The sequence below is a fragment of the Serratia sp. AXJ-M genome, from assembly GCF_046531865.1.
Taxonomy (GTDB): domain Bacteria; phylum Pseudomonadota; class Gammaproteobacteria; order Enterobacterales; family Enterobacteriaceae; genus Serratia; species Serratia liquefaciens.
Genome location: NZ_CP059394.1, coordinates 1,689,290 through 1,703,564 on the forward strand (window position 1 = coordinate 1,689,290; position 14,275 = coordinate 1,703,564).

Sequence of the window (14,275 nt, forward strand, 5' to 3'; positions counted from 1 at the left end):
CTGCCTACATCTCCAGAAAGTTTTTCAACAGTTGCGCACCGGCTGATCCAGAACGTTCTGGATGAAACTGCACGCCGAAGAAGTTGTCTTTTTGCACGGCGGCGGTGAAGGGCTCGCCGTAGTTCGCCTGGGCGATGGTGCTTGGGCATATCGGCATCGCATAGCTGTGAACGAAGTAGAAGTAGGCACCGTCTTCAATGCCGCGGAACAGATGGTGGCCGGCCTGTGCCGACACCTGGTTCCAGCCCATGTGCGGCAGCGGCAGACCGAAGTCGGTCATCTGGGTGACCGGCGTCTCGATAATGCCCAGCGTGTCGATACCGCCATTCTCTTCGCTGCTTTTTGCCAGCAACTGCATACCGAGGCAAATACCCAGCACCGGCTGAGTGCAGGCTTTGATCAAATCGATCAACTCGCGTTGCTTCAACTGATCCATGGCCGCCTGCGCTGTGCCGACGCCCGGCAGGAAAAGCTTATCGGCGCGCAACACGATCTCCGGGTCACGGCTTACCTGCGGCTGATAACCCAGTCGCTGCACCGCGTAGGTGACAGAAGACAGGTTGGCGCAGCCGGTGTCTAAAATCACCACGTTCATCACAGCACTCCTTTCGAGCTCGGGAGGGTATTGCCCTCAACGCGGATCGCCTGGCGTAGCGTACGGCCAAACACTTTGAACAGGCTTTCGACGCGGTGATGGTCGTTTTTGCCTTTGGTTTTCAGGTGAAGCGTGCAACCCATGGTGTAAGACAGCGAGCGGAAGAAGTGTTCGACCATTTCGGTGCTCAGATCGCCGACGCGCTGATAGTTAAACTCAGCCTTGTATTCCAGGTGCGGGCGGCCGGAGATATCCAGCGCGCAGCGCGCCAGGCACTCGTCCATTGGCAGCACAAAGCCGAAACGTGCGATGCCGCGTTTGTCGCCCAACGCCTTGTTCAGGGCTTCGCCCAGCGCCAGACCGGTGTCTTCTACCGTGTGGTGATCGTCGATATACAGATCGCCCTTAACATTGATGTCCATGCGGAAGCCGCCGTGGGTGGCGATCTGATCCAGCATGTGATCGAAGAAACCCACGCCGGTTTTGATCTTGCTGCCGCCTTCGCGATCCAGCCAGACGTTGACGTCGATCTGGGTTTCTTTGGTGGCGCGGTTAACCTGCGCATGACGATCGCGCTGGGTCAGTTGGCGGGTGATCTCTTTCCAGCCCAGGGTATCGCGCTGATAGCGCAAGCCCTGAATGCCCATGTTTTCCGCCAGTTGAACGTCGGTGGGGCGATCGCCGATCACGTAGCTGTGAGCGGTATCCATCACGCCGGGCTCCAGATAGCCTTTGACCAGCGCGGTTTTGGGTTTGCGGCAATCGCAGTTGTCCGCCGGCAGGTGTGGGCAGATCAGGATATCTTCGAAGTGAATGCCCTGGGAGCTGAGGATCTGCATCATCAGGCCGTGCGGCGGATCGAAGGTTTCCTGCGGAAAACTGGCGGTACCCAGGCCATCCTGATTGGTGATCATCACCAGTTGGTAACCTGACTGCTGCAATTCAAGCAGGCAAGGAATGACGTCCGGCTCCAGCGCCAGCTTGTCCAGGCGATCAACCTGGAAGTCTTCTGGGGGTTCAGCAATCAGCGTGCCGTCACGGTCAATAAAGAGGAATTTCTGGCTCACATTGGCTCCTGGCGAGTCTCGGTTGCACCGGGCAGGGCAGACAGCGCGTCAACCACGCGCTGGCATTCGTCACGGGTGCCGATGGTGATGCGCAGGCAGCCGGACAACCCAGGTTGTTTATTTTGGTCTCTTAAGATAATGCCCTGATCCCATAAGGTTTTAAACACATTACTGGAAGCAGTGAAACGAGCCAGCAGGTAATTGCTGTCGCTGGCGAAAACCTGCTCAACGCAAGCGCAGTTTTGCAGCGCCTGCTGCAGCCAACTGCGGTTGGCGGCAATCTCGGTAACGCGCTGACGCATCACGCGGATCCCCTCGGTGCTGAGCGCCTGTGCAGCGATATCGGCGACCGGAGTAGACAGCGGATAAGGTGCGATCACCTTCAGCAGCAGGGCGATCAAGTCCTCGTTGGCCAGAGTAAAACCACAGCGCAGGCCAGCCAGCGCGAAGGCTTTTGACAGAGTGCGCAGGACAGCCAGGTGCGGATAGTCGCTCAGCCAGGCGGCCACGCTGGCCTGCGGGCAGAATTCGATATAGGCCTCATCAACCGCGACGATCGCCTTGCCTTTGGCCATTTCCAGCAGGGTGCGCAGATCGTTGGGATCGATCAGATTACCGGTTGGGTTGTTTGGGCTGCAGACGTATATCAGTTTCACGTTATCCAGGCTGTCGGCGATGGCAGCTAAATCCAATTGCCAGTCCTTTTTGGCCGCCACGGTGCGACGCTCCACGCCAAAGGTTTCAGCGCTGACGGCGTACATGCCGTAAGTCGGCGGGCAGAACAGGATGGCGTCTTTGCCCGGCTCGCAGAAGGCGCGGATCAGCAGTTCAATGCCTTCGTCCGCCCCACGACTGACCAGCACCTGTTCCTTTTTAACCCCGGCGTAATCGGCGTAGCGCTCGATCACCCGTGCCGGCTGGCACTCCGGATAGCGGTTAAAGGTTTGAGCGGTCAGTTGGAATTCCGGGGCGATCGGGTATTCGTTGGCGTTCAGCCACACATCGCCATTGCCCCCCAGGCGGCGAGCCGATTGATACGGGGTCAGCTCGCGAACGTTGGCGCGCGCCAGGTTTTCAATGCTCATGCTTGCTCCTTCAGTGCGGCAACGCGCAGGGTGACGGCGTTTTTGTGGGCAATCAACTGCTCGGCGGCAGCCAGGGTTTCAATGGTGGCGGCCAGGTTCATAAAGCCTTGCGGCGTCAGTTCCTGCACCGTCATGCGTTTTTGGAAATCCGCCAGGCCCAGGCTGGAACAGGTCGCGGTATACCCGTAGGTCGGCAATACGTGGTTGGTGCCGGACGCATAGTCACCGGCGGACTCTGGCGACCAGTCACCGAGAAATACCGAACCGGCGCTGGTGATGCTGTCGACCAGGGCGCGGGCATCGCGGGTCTGAATGATCAGGTGTTCCGGGCCATACTGATTGCTGATCGCCACGCACTCGGCCAGATCTTTGGCGACGATCAGTCGGCTACTGGCCAGCGCCTGACGAGCGGTTTCGGCGCGAGGCAGTTGCGCCAGTTGCTGTTCGACCGCTTCGGCTACCGCCTGTGCCATAACGGCGTCCGGCGTCAGCAGAATCACCTGCGAGTCTGGGCCGTGCTCCGCCTGCGACAACAAATCAGAGGCGACAAACGCCGGCGTCGCACCGGCATCGGCAATCACCAACACCTCGGAAGGACCGGCCGGCATATCGATCGCTGCGCCGTCCAACCGTTGGTTGATTTGGCGCTTGGCTTCGGTGACAAAGGCATTGCCCGGCCCGAAGATCTTCGCCACGCGCGGTACGGAGTCGGTGCCGAATGCCATAGCGGCAATCGCCTGTGCGCCGCCAACCTGAAACACTTCCTTTACCCCGCACAGCTGCGCGGCATAGAGAATTTCATCGGCAATCGGCGGCGGTGAGCACAACACCACGCGGCGGCAACCGGCGATACGTGCCGGCGTCGCCAGCATCAGTACGGTAGAAAACAGCGGCGCGGAGCCACCGGGAATATACAGCCCGACCGAGTCGATCGGGCGGGTGACCTGTTGGCAACGCACGCCCGGCTGGGTTTCCACATCCACCGGCGGCAGCTTTTGTGCATTGTGGAAGGTTTCGACGTTAGCGACCGCGACTGCCATCGCCTGTTTTATATCATCACCCAGACGAGCGCTGGCGGCGGCGATCTGGTCGGCGGTGATGCGCAGCGCGCCAACCTCGGTTTTATCAAATTTGGCGCTGTAATCGCGCAGCGCCTGGTCACCGTTGGCCTTCACGTTGTCGAGGATCTCGCTCACCGTGCGGGTGATGCTGTCTTCGGCTGCGATCGCCGGGCGCATCAACAGTGCCGCGCGCTGTTCGGCGCTGCAACCTGCCCAATTGACCGGAGTATTGAAAGTCGACATGGCGTTACTCCATCATCTTCTCAATTGGTAACACCAGAATCGAACTGGCACCGAGCGCTTTCAGCTTTTCCATGGTTTCCCAGAACAGGGTTTCACTGCTGACCATGTGCATTGCCACGCGATTTTGCGCACCGGCCAGTGGCAGTATGGTTGGGCGTTCCGCGCCCGGCAGCAGCGCAACGATTTCGTCGAGGCGCTCGCTCGGCGCGTGCAGCATGATGTACTTGGATTCGCGTGCCTGGATCACGCCCTGAATACGGGTCATCAGGCGGTCGATCAATTGCTGTTTGGCTTCCGGCATTTCGCCGTCACGTTGGATTAGGCAGGCTTTCGAGCGGTAAATCACTTCCACTTCGCGCAGGCCGTTGGCTTCCAGCGTGGCACCGGTGGAGACCAGGTCACAGATGGCGTCGGCCAGACCGGCACGCGGTGCCACTTCCACCGAACCGTTCAACAGGCAGGATTTGAAGCGCACGCCTTGTTTATCGAGGTATTGTTTCAGCAGGTGCGGATAAGAGGTGGCGATGCGGGCGTCTTGCAGGCTTTGCGGGCCGGTGTATTCCGTGTCGAGCGAGGTAGCCAACGACAGACGGCAACCGCCGAAGTCCAGGCGACGCAGGGTGAAGTAACGGGGATCTTCGCCCTGAGCGCGGCGGGTGAGCAGCTCTTCTTCCAGCACGTTCTCACCGATAATCCCCAGATCGACCACGCCGTCCATCACCAGCCCTGGGATATCGTCATCACGGACGCGCAGGATATCAATCGGCATATTCTCCGCGAAGGCAATCAGGCGCTGTTGCTGCAGGTTGATTTTAATGCCGCAGCGCGCCAGTAACTCCTGGGATTCATCACTCAGGCGGCCTGACTTCTGCATTGCTATCCGTAAACGTGTTTTGTCCAGCATGGTAACCTCTGTTTAATCTGTAATTTTATACCCGTCATACTTCAAGTGGCTTGGGTGTTGGCTGCCTTCATTCACTCCAGTCACTTACTTGAGTAAGCTCCTGGGGATTCACTCAGTTGCCGCCTACAAGCAACTCGAATTATTTGGGATATTTGAATTTATTTTAAAAATTATTTTTTCTGTCTGTCCGGAGCCAAAAAAAAACCCTCGGAAGAAATCTTCCGAGGGCTCTCTCTTGCATTCTGCGCGCCACTGGAAGATTAAAAAACCGTCTTCCAGCACACATCGCCTGAAAGACTAGTCAGGATGATGGTGATGATGGTGGCTGAACTGAATGCGTGTCATGGTGTTTTCTCTGTATAAAGTCGCTACAAACTCAATTGCTAATTAACCTAAACTATCCGCCGTCTGTCACGCAACCCTTTTTTACGGTCATAAATTTAATTTATTGAAACAGGTTGAGTTATTAGCTGGACGCGACTTTACCTAAGCTTAAACTGGGTGGATTGTATCACTTCACGCAGTGGCGTAGCCTTAATGGGTAAAGCGCTGCGATCTTCAGGAGAGGAAGGTGATGAAAAAGGTAGCCATTATTGGTCTGGGCTGGCTGGGCATGCCGTTGGCCCTGTCGCTGATGAGCCGTGGGTTTGACGTCGTTGGCAGTAAAACGACGCCGGATGGCGTTGAGGCCGCGCGGATGAGCGGCATTGAATGTTATCAGTTGGAAATGACGCCGGAGCTGATTTGCGAACCCGAGGATCTGGAGTCTTTGCTGCGCGTTGATGCGCTGGTGGTGACATTGCCTGCGCGCCGCACTGTCGAGGGCAGCGAGAACTACTTCAATGCGGTACGCATGCTGGTGGACAGCGCGATGGCTTTTGGCGTACCGCGTATTCTGTTTACCAGTTCGACTTCGGTATACGGTGAAACTACCGGCACGGTACGCGAGGATTCGCCGCTGCAGCCGGTTTCGCCTTCGGGGCGAGTGCTGGTGGAACTGGAGCGTTGGCTGCATGAACTGCCGAACACGTCGGTGGATATCTTGCGGTTGGCGGGACTGGTGGGTGTGGATCGTCACCCCGGTCGTTTCCTGGCCGGCAAAGTCGACGTCAAAGGCGGTTCGCAAGGGGTGAATCTGGTGCATCAGGACGATGTGATCGCCGCGATTCAACTGTTGCTGAAACTGCCGAAAGGCGGTCACGTTTATAACCTTTGCGCCCCGGCCCATCCCACCAAGCGTGAATTTTACCCGGCGCTGGCCGAACAGCTGCATCTGGCCCCGCCGCAATTCGCCATTGAGGCAGAGCAGGGTGGGCGCCTGGTGGACGGTAGCCGCATCTGCAATGAGCTGGGGTTCGAATATCAGTATCCGGATCCGGCGCGCATGCCGGTCAATTAATATCAGTATCTGACCCCGCGCCTGCGGGGTTTTTTGTCTGTGGCGCTCGCGCCAATCCGCTCAAATCCTCTATCAGCGCCAACAAGGCCTCCTTTGGCGCTCCGGGTCGGGTCACCAGGCTCAGGGTTGCCTGGTAGGAGAGCGCCTGCCCGCCTAACTGCCGCAGTGCCCCCTGTTCAACCCAGCGCGCGGCGTAATGGGTCGGCAGGTACCCGAGATATTCGCCGCTGAGCACCAGATGGGCGACCCCCTCCATATGGTGGGCGACGGCACCGAGGTTTAACGGCGCCAACGGGCAGAGCTGCTGCGCCAACAGATAACCTCGCTTGACCCAACGCGCATTTTCAATTTGTTCGCGACCCGGTTGCTCTGCGGTAAACAGCGGATGATCGCTGCTGCAGTAGACCGCCTGCGTTTCGCTTATCCAGGGTTGATACTGCAATGCTTCCAACTGCTGGCCGAAATAACCGATGCCCAAATCGAGCTGCTGATTCAGCAGCCCCTGTTCAATTTCGCCGGGGGCGCAAATTCGGCACTGCAACTGCACGTCCTGATGGCGGCGTTGAAACTGTTTGATAGCACGGCTGAAGGGGTTGCCCGGCAGCGACACCAGATTATCCACCAGCCCGATTTGCAGATCGCCGGTCAGCAGACCGTTCAGCGACTGGCTGACCCGGGTGAAGTCGCGTGCGGCGTTAAACAGCGTGCGGCAGGCGATCAATATGCGCTCCCCTTTGGGCGTCAGCATAAAGCCGGAGCGCCCTCGCTGGCACAGACGAAACCCCAGCCGGGTCTCCAGCGTCGCAAGATGGGTGCTGATGGTCGACTGATTCATCAACAGCGGCTCCTGGGCGGCGCTGACGCCATGGGCCTCCGCGACGGCGACGAACACCCGCAGCAGCCGCAGATCGATGTCGCTTAGATTAGTGAGCATCTTTTCCTCCGCAAAACTTCCCTTGTTAACCGATTGGTAACATCCATGGCGTCACCCTGACGGGCCAAAATCACTCTTTTTATGTCACAGATTACAAATAAAACCAACAGTTCAACGCGTTACAAAACATCGGTGTTTTCAATGCTTACATCACAAAGATGGAATGGTAGACCTGTCGGCCATCGGGGTAGCCTGTATTTGTTATCTAAATGTTGAAATTAAATCATGCCAGAACGAGGAAAACACATGCTTAATCAACCCCAAAGTGGCAACGACATGCCGCGGTTTGCCGGTATCCCTACCATGATGCGCCTGCCCGTTGCCGAAAATGCGCGCGGTCTGGATGCGGCCTTCGTTGGCATTCCTCTTGATATTGGCACTTCAAACCGCAGCGGCACGCGCTATGGGCCTCGGCAGATCCGTCAGGAGTCGGTGATGATCCGCCCGTACAACATGGGTAGCGGCGCTGCCCCTTTCGAACGGTTGCAGGTTGCCGATCTGGGGGATGTCGCCATCAATCCCTACAGTCTGGCGGACAGCGTTCGGCGTATCGAACTGGCCTATAGCGACATTCTGGCCCATGGCTGCATCCCGCTGACGCTGGGAGGCGATCACACGCTGACGTTGCCGATCCTGCGTGCCGCCGCCGGCCGTCATGGCCCGGTCGGTTTAATTCACGTGGATGCGCATTCAGACACCAATGAGGAGATGTTTGGCGAGCAACTGGCGCACGGCACCACTTTCCGTCGCGCTTTTGAAGAGGGGCTGTTGGCACCCCAGCGGGTTGTGCAGATTGGGCTGCGGGGCAGCGGCTATGAAGCTGCCGATTTCGACTGGTCGCGCCGGCAGGGGTTTCGCGTGGTGCAGGCGGAAGAGTGTTGGTATCGCTCTTTAGCGCCGCTGATGGCCGAAGTGCGCGAGCAGATGGGCAGTGGGCCGGTTTATCTCAGCTTCGATATCGATGGGCTGGATCCGGCGTTTGCTCCGGGTACCGGCACGCCGGAAGTTGGCGGGTTGTCGGTATGGCAGGGCCTGGAAATTGTCCGAGGATGCCGGGGGCTGAATCTGATCGGCGCCGACGTGGTGGAGGTCTCACCGCCTTACGATCGTTCCGGTAATACCGCGCTGCTGGCGGCCAACCTGCTGTTTGAAATGTTATGCGTGCTGCCTGGGCGATAAGACGTCGCCATACCTGACCGGCGGAGCCGTTGCGCCTGGATCCAATAACAATAATAAACATGCGGAGTGACTCATGAATCTCGATCTGCTGGTAGTGGTGTTTTACTTTTTGGTGATAGGAGCGGTGGGTTGGTTAGGCGTTCGCCGGGCGACGACCAAAGAGGATTATCTGGTTGCCGGACGTAATCTGGGGCCCTGTTTGTATCTGGGCACCCTGTCTGCGGTGGTGCTGGGCGGGGCGTCAACCATCGGCAGCGTCAAACTGGGTTATACCTACGGCATCTCTGGCGTGTGGCTGTGCGGTGCGCTGGGGGCGGGCATCGTGGTGCTGAGCATGGTGTTGGCAAAGCCGTTGCTTAAGCTAAAGCTCTACACCGTCAGCCAGGTGCTGTCGCGTCGTTATCACCCAGCGGCCAGAGTCACCAGCGGCGCCATTATGTTGGCCTACGATCTGATGGTGGCGGTGACGTCGATCATTGCCATCGGCAGCGTGATGCAGGTGATGTTCGATCTGTCGTTTATCACGTCGATTTTGCTCGGTGGCGGTTTGGTGGTGCTGTATTCAACGTTGGGCGGCATGTGGTCACTGACGCTGACCGACATTATCCAGTTTATCATCATGACCGTTGGCATGATGTTGGTGCTGATGCCGATGAGCATCGTCAAAGCCGGGGGTTGGACGGCGTTCAGTAGCCAACTGCCGGATAGCTACTACCGGCTATCATCCATCGGGCTGGATACTATCGCGGTGTTCTTCCTGATCTACTTCTTCGGCATTTTGATTGGTCAGGATATCTGGCAGCGGGTATTTACCGCCCGCAGCAACACTATTGCTCGTTATGCCGGATTAGGGGCCGGCGTGTATTGCGTGCTGTATGGCGTAGCCGGTGCGTTGATCGGCATGGCCGGCAAGCTGGTGCTGCCGCAGTTGGCTAATACCGACGGGGCTTTTGCCGCCATTGCGCAGGCGGTGCTGCCGCCGGGCGTCAGCGGATTGGTGGCCGCCGCCGCACTGGCTGCGCTGATGTCGACCGCCAGCGCCTGCCTGCTGGCGTCATCGACCATCGCGCTGGAGGACGTATTGCCGGCGATTCGCAAGCGCCCCTCGGGCGGACTGGCCGCCGGGCGATTTACTACGCTGATCATGGGCTGCATCATGCTGGGGTTGGCGTTTGTGGTGCGGGACGTGATGGCGGCGCTGACGCTGGCTTATAACCTGCTGGTGGGCGGCATGCTGATCCCGCTGATTGGTGCGATTTTCTGGCAACGGGCCACCAGCACCGGCGCTATCGCCAGCATGCTGACCGGCAGCCTGAGCGTTTTGGGGCTGATGTATTATCAGGGTATTGAAGCCAACAGCCCTATCTACGGCGGCTTGCTGGCGGGCGGCGCGGCCTTCGTGATGGGCAGCTTACTGACCCGGCCAAGCCCACGGCCGCAGGTACAGCCCGAGTAACCGGTAATCAGGGGCTGCCATGCGCAGCCCCATCCTCGTTTAAAGCCAGCCGGAGCGCTTCAGCTTCTGGTAGAGGAAGAAGCAGCCGACGACGGTGACCCCCAGCGTGGCGTGGTAGGCCCAGGGGAACTTCAGCTCTGGCATGTCGGCGAAGTTCATGCCGTACAGGCTGAAAATCACCGTAGGGATCGCCAGGATCGCCCCCCAACCGGCCAGGCGTTTCACCACTTCGTTCTGTTTTACGGTGACCAGCGCCAGATTGACGTGCATCGCGTTGGTCAGCATTTCGCGCATATCGTCGATATTGCTGACCACCTGATGCGCATGGTCTTGCACGTCGCGTACGTAGGCGCGCAGCTCTTTCGGGATCACTTCTTCATGCAGGCGGATCAACTGATTGCAGATTTCGTCCATCGGCATCGCGGCATTGCGCAGCGCCAGCAGGTGCCGCCGCAGGGTGTAGACGTTCTCGATGGCGGCCTGATCAAATTCCGATTTGAACATGTTGGCTTCAATGCCTTCAATGGTCGCTTCGAACTTCGCCACCACGCTACGGTAGTTATCTACTACAAAGTCCAACACCGAATACAAGGCAAAGCCCGGGCCGCGGCACATTTGCTTATGGTTCTCTTCGGCCTTGGCGCGGATTGGGGCGTAGCTCGGTGATTTGCCGTGGCGTACCGTGATCAGGAAGTTCTTGCCCACGAAGAAGTGTGTTTCGCCGTACTCAATTTCGTCATTGCCCCATTGCGCGGTTTTGACCACGATAAACAGCGAGTCACCGTAAGCTTCAAGCTTCGGTCGCTGGTGGGCGCACAGCGCATCTTCAATCGCCAGATCGTGCAGCCCGAACTCCTCCTGCACTTTGCGCATAAAGGCGTCTTCCGGCTGCCACAGCCCGAGCCAGACGAAGGTATCCGGCTGTTTGACCACCTCGCTGATATCATCAATGGTCACTTCGCCCAGCCGTTCACCGGCCTTGTATGCCACGCAATTCACAACCATGGTTGCGGTTTCCATCAGGTCACCTGCTATTCAATTAGGGTTTTGGTGAGAAAGTAACATTCATGTTCCACCGGGTAATTCTGCAGCGTCATCTGCAGTTGATAACCGAGTTTTTCGTAGAACGGCCGCGCCTGAAAACTAAAGGTATCCAAACGAACATAGCGGCAGCCGCGTGCTTTCGCCTCCCGTTCCGCCGCCAGCAATACTTTACGCCCCAGGCCGCTGCCGCGTTGCGAGTCCGCTACCCATAGCCATTCAACGCTCAGCCAGTTGCCCCAGGTCTCGCCGGTCAGGCCGGCGACCACCTGGCCGGCGGTGTCCCGGGCGTAAATGCCAAGCGGCTTACGCAAGCTGGGATCCACATAGGGGCTGTTGTGGGCTCTAAGCCCCTGACGAATAACGTCGAGGGTGTCTTCATTGAGCGTCTCGGTTACGGTGATGTTCATCTTTCCTCCTTGGTGAACCCTTAACTTAAGCACAGTCTGACTAAAAGGCAACACGTTGAAATTTAAAACAAACGTCAAAATCAGCCTGCTGGACTACACTGAGTAGGTTGTTTTTTGTCCAGGAGGACGCTATGCACCGATTGACTATGATAGCCGCTTTGCTGTTGTTCAGCGGCTTGCTGCACGCCGCGCCGACGGTAACGCAATTGCAGGACAAGTTGGAACACCCGTGGTCGCTGGCATTTCTGCCCGGCGAACAGGGAATGTTAATCACCGAACGGCCGGGGCGTTTACGGCTCTGGCTGCCGGGCCAGGGCCTTTCGGCGCCTATCGCCGGTGTGCCGCAGGTATATGCAGAAGGCCAGGGCGGTTTGCTGGAAGTGTTGCTGGCGCCCGATTTTTCCACCAGCCGACGAGTTTACCTCAGCTTCGCCGAAGCGGGCGATGAGGGTAAAGCGGGGACGGCGGTAGGCTACGGGCAACTTAGCACCGACAACCGACGGCTGGAGAATTTCAAGGTGATTTTCCGCCAGCAACCCAAGCTGTCGGTCGGCAATCATTTTGGGGGCAAGCTGGCGTTTGATCGTCAGGGGAATCTGTTTATCGCGCTCGGGGAGAATAATCAGCGGCCGACGGCGCAGGATCTGGACAAGTTACAGGGCAAAATGGTGCGCTTAACCGCCGACGGCGCGGTACCGCCGGATAATCCTTTTGTCGGCCAGGCCGGCAAGCGGCCGGAAATTTGGTCCTACGGCCACCGTAATCCTCAGGGGCTGGCGTTGAATCCGTGGAGCGGGGTGATGTGGGAGAACGAACACGGTCCACGCGGTGGCGATGAGGTCAATATTCCGCAGGCAGGGAAAAACTACGGCTGGCCGATAGCCACCTATGGCATCAATTACTCCGGGCTGGCGATCCCGGAGGCGAAAGGGCAGAAGGTCGCGGGCACCGAACAACCCCTGCATTATTGGCCGGTGTCGCCGGGTATCAGCGGCATGGCATTCTATGATTCGCCGCGTTTCCCTGCCTGGAAGCATTCGCTGTTTATTGGTGCGCTGGCCCAAGAAGCGCTGATCCGCCTGACGCTGCAGGGAGACAACGTGGTTTCTGAAGAAAGGCTGCTGGAGGATCGCGGTGAACGCATTCGCGAAGTGCGGGTCGGGCCTGACGGCTATCTTTACCTGTTAACCGATGCAAGCAACGGCAAGCTGCTGCGGGTAGGGCTCCAGGAGAGAATTGCGCCCCAGCGGATGCGGGGCGCAGGAAACTCAGGTTAACTCACTCATCACACCGCGCTGATAGGCTGGCCGCTCGGTCAGTTGCTTATACCAGCGCTCCATGTTCGGGCGAGCTTGGCGCTTGATCGGCATGGAGAACCAGGCGTAGGCGAAACTGCCCAGCGGGATATCGCCGATGCCGAAGTCTTCACCGGAAAGGTAAGGCTGACGACCCAGGGTGTCTTCCACAATGTCGAAATGCTTTTCCAGTGTGGCAATCGCCGCTTCGATCTTCGCCATATCGCGCAGTTCCGGCTTGGTACGCACCAAACCCCAGAACACCACGCTAAAGTGACTGACAATGGTGGCCGTGGTCCAGTCCATCCATTTTTCGGCACTGGCACGCGCCTGCAGATCCTGCGGGTAGAAAGGTTCGCTACCAAACTTCGCGGCCAGATAGCGCACTATGGTGTTGGACTCCCACAGCACAAAGTCATCGTCTTGCAGCAGCGGCACCAGGCCATTCGGGTTCAATGAACGGTAGAGTTCGTCGTTCACCTTGCCGAAAGCGCCTCCGGCGTTGATATGGCTGTAACTCAGCTCCAACTCTGCGGCGCACCACAGCACTTTCCTGACGTTGTTCGAATTTTCACGACCCCAAATGGTCAGCATAGAACGCCTCTTTTACGTGGGTTAATCAACCTAACTAATTATTCCTACTCCACAATTCAGCGCTTGTCACACTGGAAGGCATTTTTTGCCGACGTGGGCGACACATTCAGCGCTCCCAGCGGCAGATCTCCCAGCCTTGCCCCAGCGCCAACGCGTTGAGTTCGCTGTCGGGGTTGATTACCGTGGCGCTGTCGACGTATTCCAGCATCGCCTTGTCGTTGAGGGAGTCGCTGTAGCCGTGGCTGTGCTCGAAGCTCAGTTCCGGATGTTCAGCCAACCACTTTTTCAGGCGGATAACCTTGCCCTGTTGGTAGGTCATGGTGCCGTAGGTGTTGCCGGTGAAGCGGCCGTCTTGCACTTCGACGCCGATGGCCAGCGCGCCGTCGGCGCCAAGCTGGGCGGCAATGGGGGCCACCAGGTGCTCGCCCGTGGCGGAAATGATCAGAATGCAATCACCACGCTCGCGGTGCCACAGCAGCCGCTCGCGGGCGGCAGGGTAGACTCGCGGCAGGATATCGCGGCGAATATAGCGCTGCACCCAGCCGGCCACCGTTTCGGTACTCAGGCCGGCCAGCGGCGCCAGCGTGGCCTGCATGTAGTCCTCCATGGACAGCTTGCCCTGATAATAGTGCTGCATCAGTTGCTGTTCCTGCTGTTCCAGTTCCGCCGGTGCAAACCCTTCAGTGACCAACCAACGCATCCATAGGCTGGCGCTGTCTTCATCAATCAGGGTTTCATCCAGGTCGAATAAGGCTAAATCCATCAGTATTTCTCCGGCAGGCAGGGAGGGGGAATGGGGCTGTTTATAGAATAGCGGATAGCGTTAGTCGCCAGCCAGTGGCGACAACGAAATTGCGCAGAGCATAAGTCACATTGATGACAGTTTTGCGACGCTTTGTTGAAGGTTTGCATAACTTAGAACGCAACAATATTGGCTGACGCTTGAGCCGCAGTGGTAACTATAGGGGTAATACGCTGGCTATCCAGGAGTTGAAGATGCTGATAATTCGCC

At 58.1% G+C, this 14,275-nt stretch carries 15 protein-coding genes and 1 other annotated feature; of the genes, 4 read left to right on the plus strand and 11 right to left on the minus strand.

What is annotated here, in order from left to right; translation table 11 throughout:
* Positions 1-4 precede the first annotated feature (4 nt).
* From hisH to hisL, 6 genes are all read right to left on the minus strand, one after another.
* A complete protein-coding gene (hisH, locus tag H0S68_RS07910; RefSeq protein ID WP_187962583.1) occupies positions 5-595 on the minus strand; it encodes an imidazole glycerol phosphate synthase subunit HisH in 591 nt (196 codons plus the stop codon).
* Positions 595-1,662: a bifunctional histidinol-phosphatase/imidazoleglycerol-phosphate dehydratase HisB gene (hisB, locus tag H0S68_RS07915; RefSeq protein ID WP_128864053.1), complete on the minus strand. Its 1,068-nt coding sequence runs from the start codon at positions 1,660-1,662 to the stop codon at positions 595-597. The genes hisH and hisB overlap by 1 nt, the downstream gene beginning before the upstream one ends.
* Entirely contained in the window at positions 1,659-2,747 is a 1,089-nt protein-coding gene (gene hisC / locus H0S68_RS07920; protein ID WP_187962584.1) for a histidinol-phosphate transaminase, read from the minus strand. Before hisC ends, hisB begins: the two co-directional genes overlap by 4 nt.
* Positions 2,744-4,051, minus strand: a complete 1,308-nt coding sequence (hisD, locus tag H0S68_RS07925; RefSeq protein ID WP_122077964.1) for a histidinol dehydrogenase — start codon at positions 4,049-4,051, stop codon at positions 2,744-2,746. The genes hisC and hisD overlap by 4 nt, the downstream gene beginning before the upstream one ends.
* 4 nt (positions 4,052-4,055) lie before the next feature.
* Positions 4,056-4,955: an ATP phosphoribosyltransferase gene (gene hisG / locus H0S68_RS07930; protein WP_041414374.1), complete on the minus strand. Its 900-nt coding sequence runs from the start codon at positions 4,953-4,955 to the stop codon at positions 4,056-4,058.
* Positions 4,956-5,150: 195 nt separating this feature from the next.
* Positions 5,151-5,277 (minus strand) — a sequence feature (His leader region).
* Positions 5,253-5,300 (minus strand): his operon leader peptide, encoded by a 48-nt coding sequence (gene hisL / locus H0S68_RS07935; protein WP_101495319.1) that lies wholly within the window; start codon positions 5,298-5,300, stop codon positions 5,253-5,255. (Overlaps the previous feature by 25 nt.)
* Positions 5,301-5,529: 229 nt before the next feature.
* On the opposite strand from hisL, the gene H0S68_RS07940 reads away from it, so the two are divergent.
* The gene (locus H0S68_RS07940; RefSeq protein ID WP_020826049.1) at positions 5,530-6,354 is read left to right on the plus strand and encodes an SDR family oxidoreductase; all 825 of its coding nucleotides are present in this window, start codon (positions 5,530-5,532) and stop codon (positions 6,352-6,354) included.
* Here the strand turns inward: H0S68_RS07940 and H0S68_RS07945 are convergent.
* Complete coding sequence (locus H0S68_RS07945) at positions 6,347-7,288, minus strand: LysR family transcriptional regulator (protein WP_020826050.1); 942 nt, start codon at positions 7,286-7,288, stop codon at positions 6,347-6,349. The two genes, H0S68_RS07940 and H0S68_RS07945, sit on opposite strands and share 8 nt — an antisense overlap.
* Positions 7,289-7,534: 246 nt before the next feature.
* On the opposite strand from H0S68_RS07945, the gene speB reads away from it, so the two are divergent.
* Together speB and H0S68_RS07955 are read left to right on the plus strand one after the other, a co-directional pair.
* Positions 7,535-8,467, plus strand: a complete 933-nt coding sequence (gene speB / locus H0S68_RS07950; protein WP_128864056.1) for an agmatinase — start codon at positions 7,535-7,537, stop codon at positions 8,465-8,467.
* A 73-nt stretch (positions 8,468-8,540) separates the two neighbouring features.
* Positions 8,541-9,923, plus strand: a complete 1,383-nt coding sequence (locus tag H0S68_RS07955) for a sodium:solute symporter (RefSeq protein ID WP_410529292.1) — start codon at positions 8,541-8,543, stop codon at positions 9,921-9,923.
* 39 nt (positions 9,924-9,962) lie between these two features.
* Here H0S68_RS07955 and corA read toward each other — a convergent pair whose 3' ends face one another.
* Positions 9,963-10,943 carry a magnesium/cobalt transporter CorA gene (corA, locus tag H0S68_RS07960; RefSeq protein WP_410529293.1) on the minus strand — a complete coding sequence of 327 codons (981 nt, stop codon included), beginning with the start codon at positions 10,941-10,943 and terminating at the stop codon, positions 9,963-9,965.
* An 11-nt stretch (positions 10,944-10,954) separates the two neighbouring features.
* Positions 10,955-11,374 carry a GNAT family N-acetyltransferase gene (locus H0S68_RS07965; protein ID WP_115059333.1) on the minus strand — a complete coding sequence of 140 codons (420 nt, stop codon included), beginning with the start codon at positions 11,372-11,374 and terminating at the stop codon, positions 10,955-10,957.
* A gap of 131 nt (positions 11,375-11,505) precedes the next feature.
* On the opposite strand from H0S68_RS07965, the gene H0S68_RS07970 reads away from it, so the two are divergent.
* Positions 11,506-12,651, plus strand: coding sequence for a PQQ-dependent sugar dehydrogenase (locus H0S68_RS07970; RefSeq protein WP_217330991.1), 1,146 nt, complete (start codon positions 11,506-11,508; stop codon positions 12,649-12,651).
* Here H0S68_RS07970 and H0S68_RS07975 read toward each other — a convergent pair.
* On the minus strand, positions 12,643-13,263 hold the full coding sequence (locus tag H0S68_RS07975; protein WP_020826056.1) for a glutathione S-transferase family protein: 621 nt from the start codon (positions 13,261-13,263) through the stop codon (positions 12,643-12,645). The genes H0S68_RS07970 and H0S68_RS07975 overlap by 9 nt on opposite strands.
* Positions 13,264-13,369: 106 nt before the next feature.
* Positions 13,370-14,026 carry an HAD family hydrolase gene (locus H0S68_RS07980; RefSeq protein ID WP_410529294.1) on the minus strand — a complete coding sequence of 219 codons (657 nt, stop codon included), beginning with the start codon at positions 14,024-14,026 and terminating at the stop codon, positions 13,370-13,372.
* Between the last annotated feature and the right edge of the window lie 249 nt (positions 14,027-14,275).

What these genes read in the sequence shown, in the direction of transcription:
- H0S68_RS07975 (WP_020826056.1), bottom strand. Translation starts at nt 13,263, where the DNA reads ATGCTGACCATTTGGGGTCGTGAAAATTCGAACAACGTCAGGAAAGTG.
- hisH (WP_187962583.1), bottom strand. Translation starts at nt 595, where the DNA reads ATGAACGTGGTGATTTTAGACACCGGCTGCGCCAACCTGTCTTCTGTC.
- H0S68_RS07965 (WP_115059333.1), bottom strand. Translation starts at nt 11,374, where the DNA reads ATGAACATCACCGTAACCGAGACGCTCAATGAAGACACCCTCGACGTT.
- H0S68_RS07940 (WP_020826049.1), top strand. Translation starts at nt 5,530, where the DNA reads ATGAAAAAGGTAGCCATTATTGGTCTGGGCTGGCTGGGCATGCCGTTG.
- hisC (WP_187962584.1), bottom strand. Translation starts at nt 2,747, where the DNA reads ATGAGCATTGAAAACCTGGCGCGCGCCAACGTTCGCGAGCTGACCCCG.
- hisD (WP_122077964.1), bottom strand. Translation starts at nt 4,051, where the DNA reads ATGTCGACTTTCAATACTCCGGTCAATTGGGCAGGTTGCAGCGCCGAA.
- corA (WP_410529293.1), bottom strand. Translation starts at nt 10,943, where the DNA reads ATGGAAACCGCAACCATGGTTGTGAATTGCGTGGCATACAAGGCCGGT.
- speB (WP_128864056.1), top strand. Translation starts at nt 7,535, where the DNA reads ATGCTTAATCAACCCCAAAGTGGCAACGACATGCCGCGGTTTGCCGGT.
- H0S68_RS07970 (WP_217330991.1), top strand. Translation starts at nt 11,506, where the DNA reads ATGCACCGATTGACTATGATAGCCGCTTTGCTGTTGTTCAGCGGCTTG.
- H0S68_RS07945 (WP_020826050.1), bottom strand. Translation starts at nt 7,288, where the DNA reads ATGCTCACTAATCTAAGCGACATCGATCTGCGGCTGCTGCGGGTGTTC.
- H0S68_RS07980 (WP_410529294.1), bottom strand. Translation starts at nt 14,026, where the DNA reads ATGGATTTAGCCTTATTCGACCTGGATGAAACCCTGATTGATGAAGAC.
- hisG (WP_041414374.1), bottom strand. Translation starts at nt 4,955, where the DNA reads ATGCTGGACAAAACACGTTTACGGATAGCAATGCAGAAGTCAGGCCGC.
- H0S68_RS07955 (WP_410529292.1), top strand. Translation starts at nt 8,541, where the DNA reads ATGAATCTCGATCTGCTGGTAGTGGTGTTTTACTTTTTGGTGATAGGA.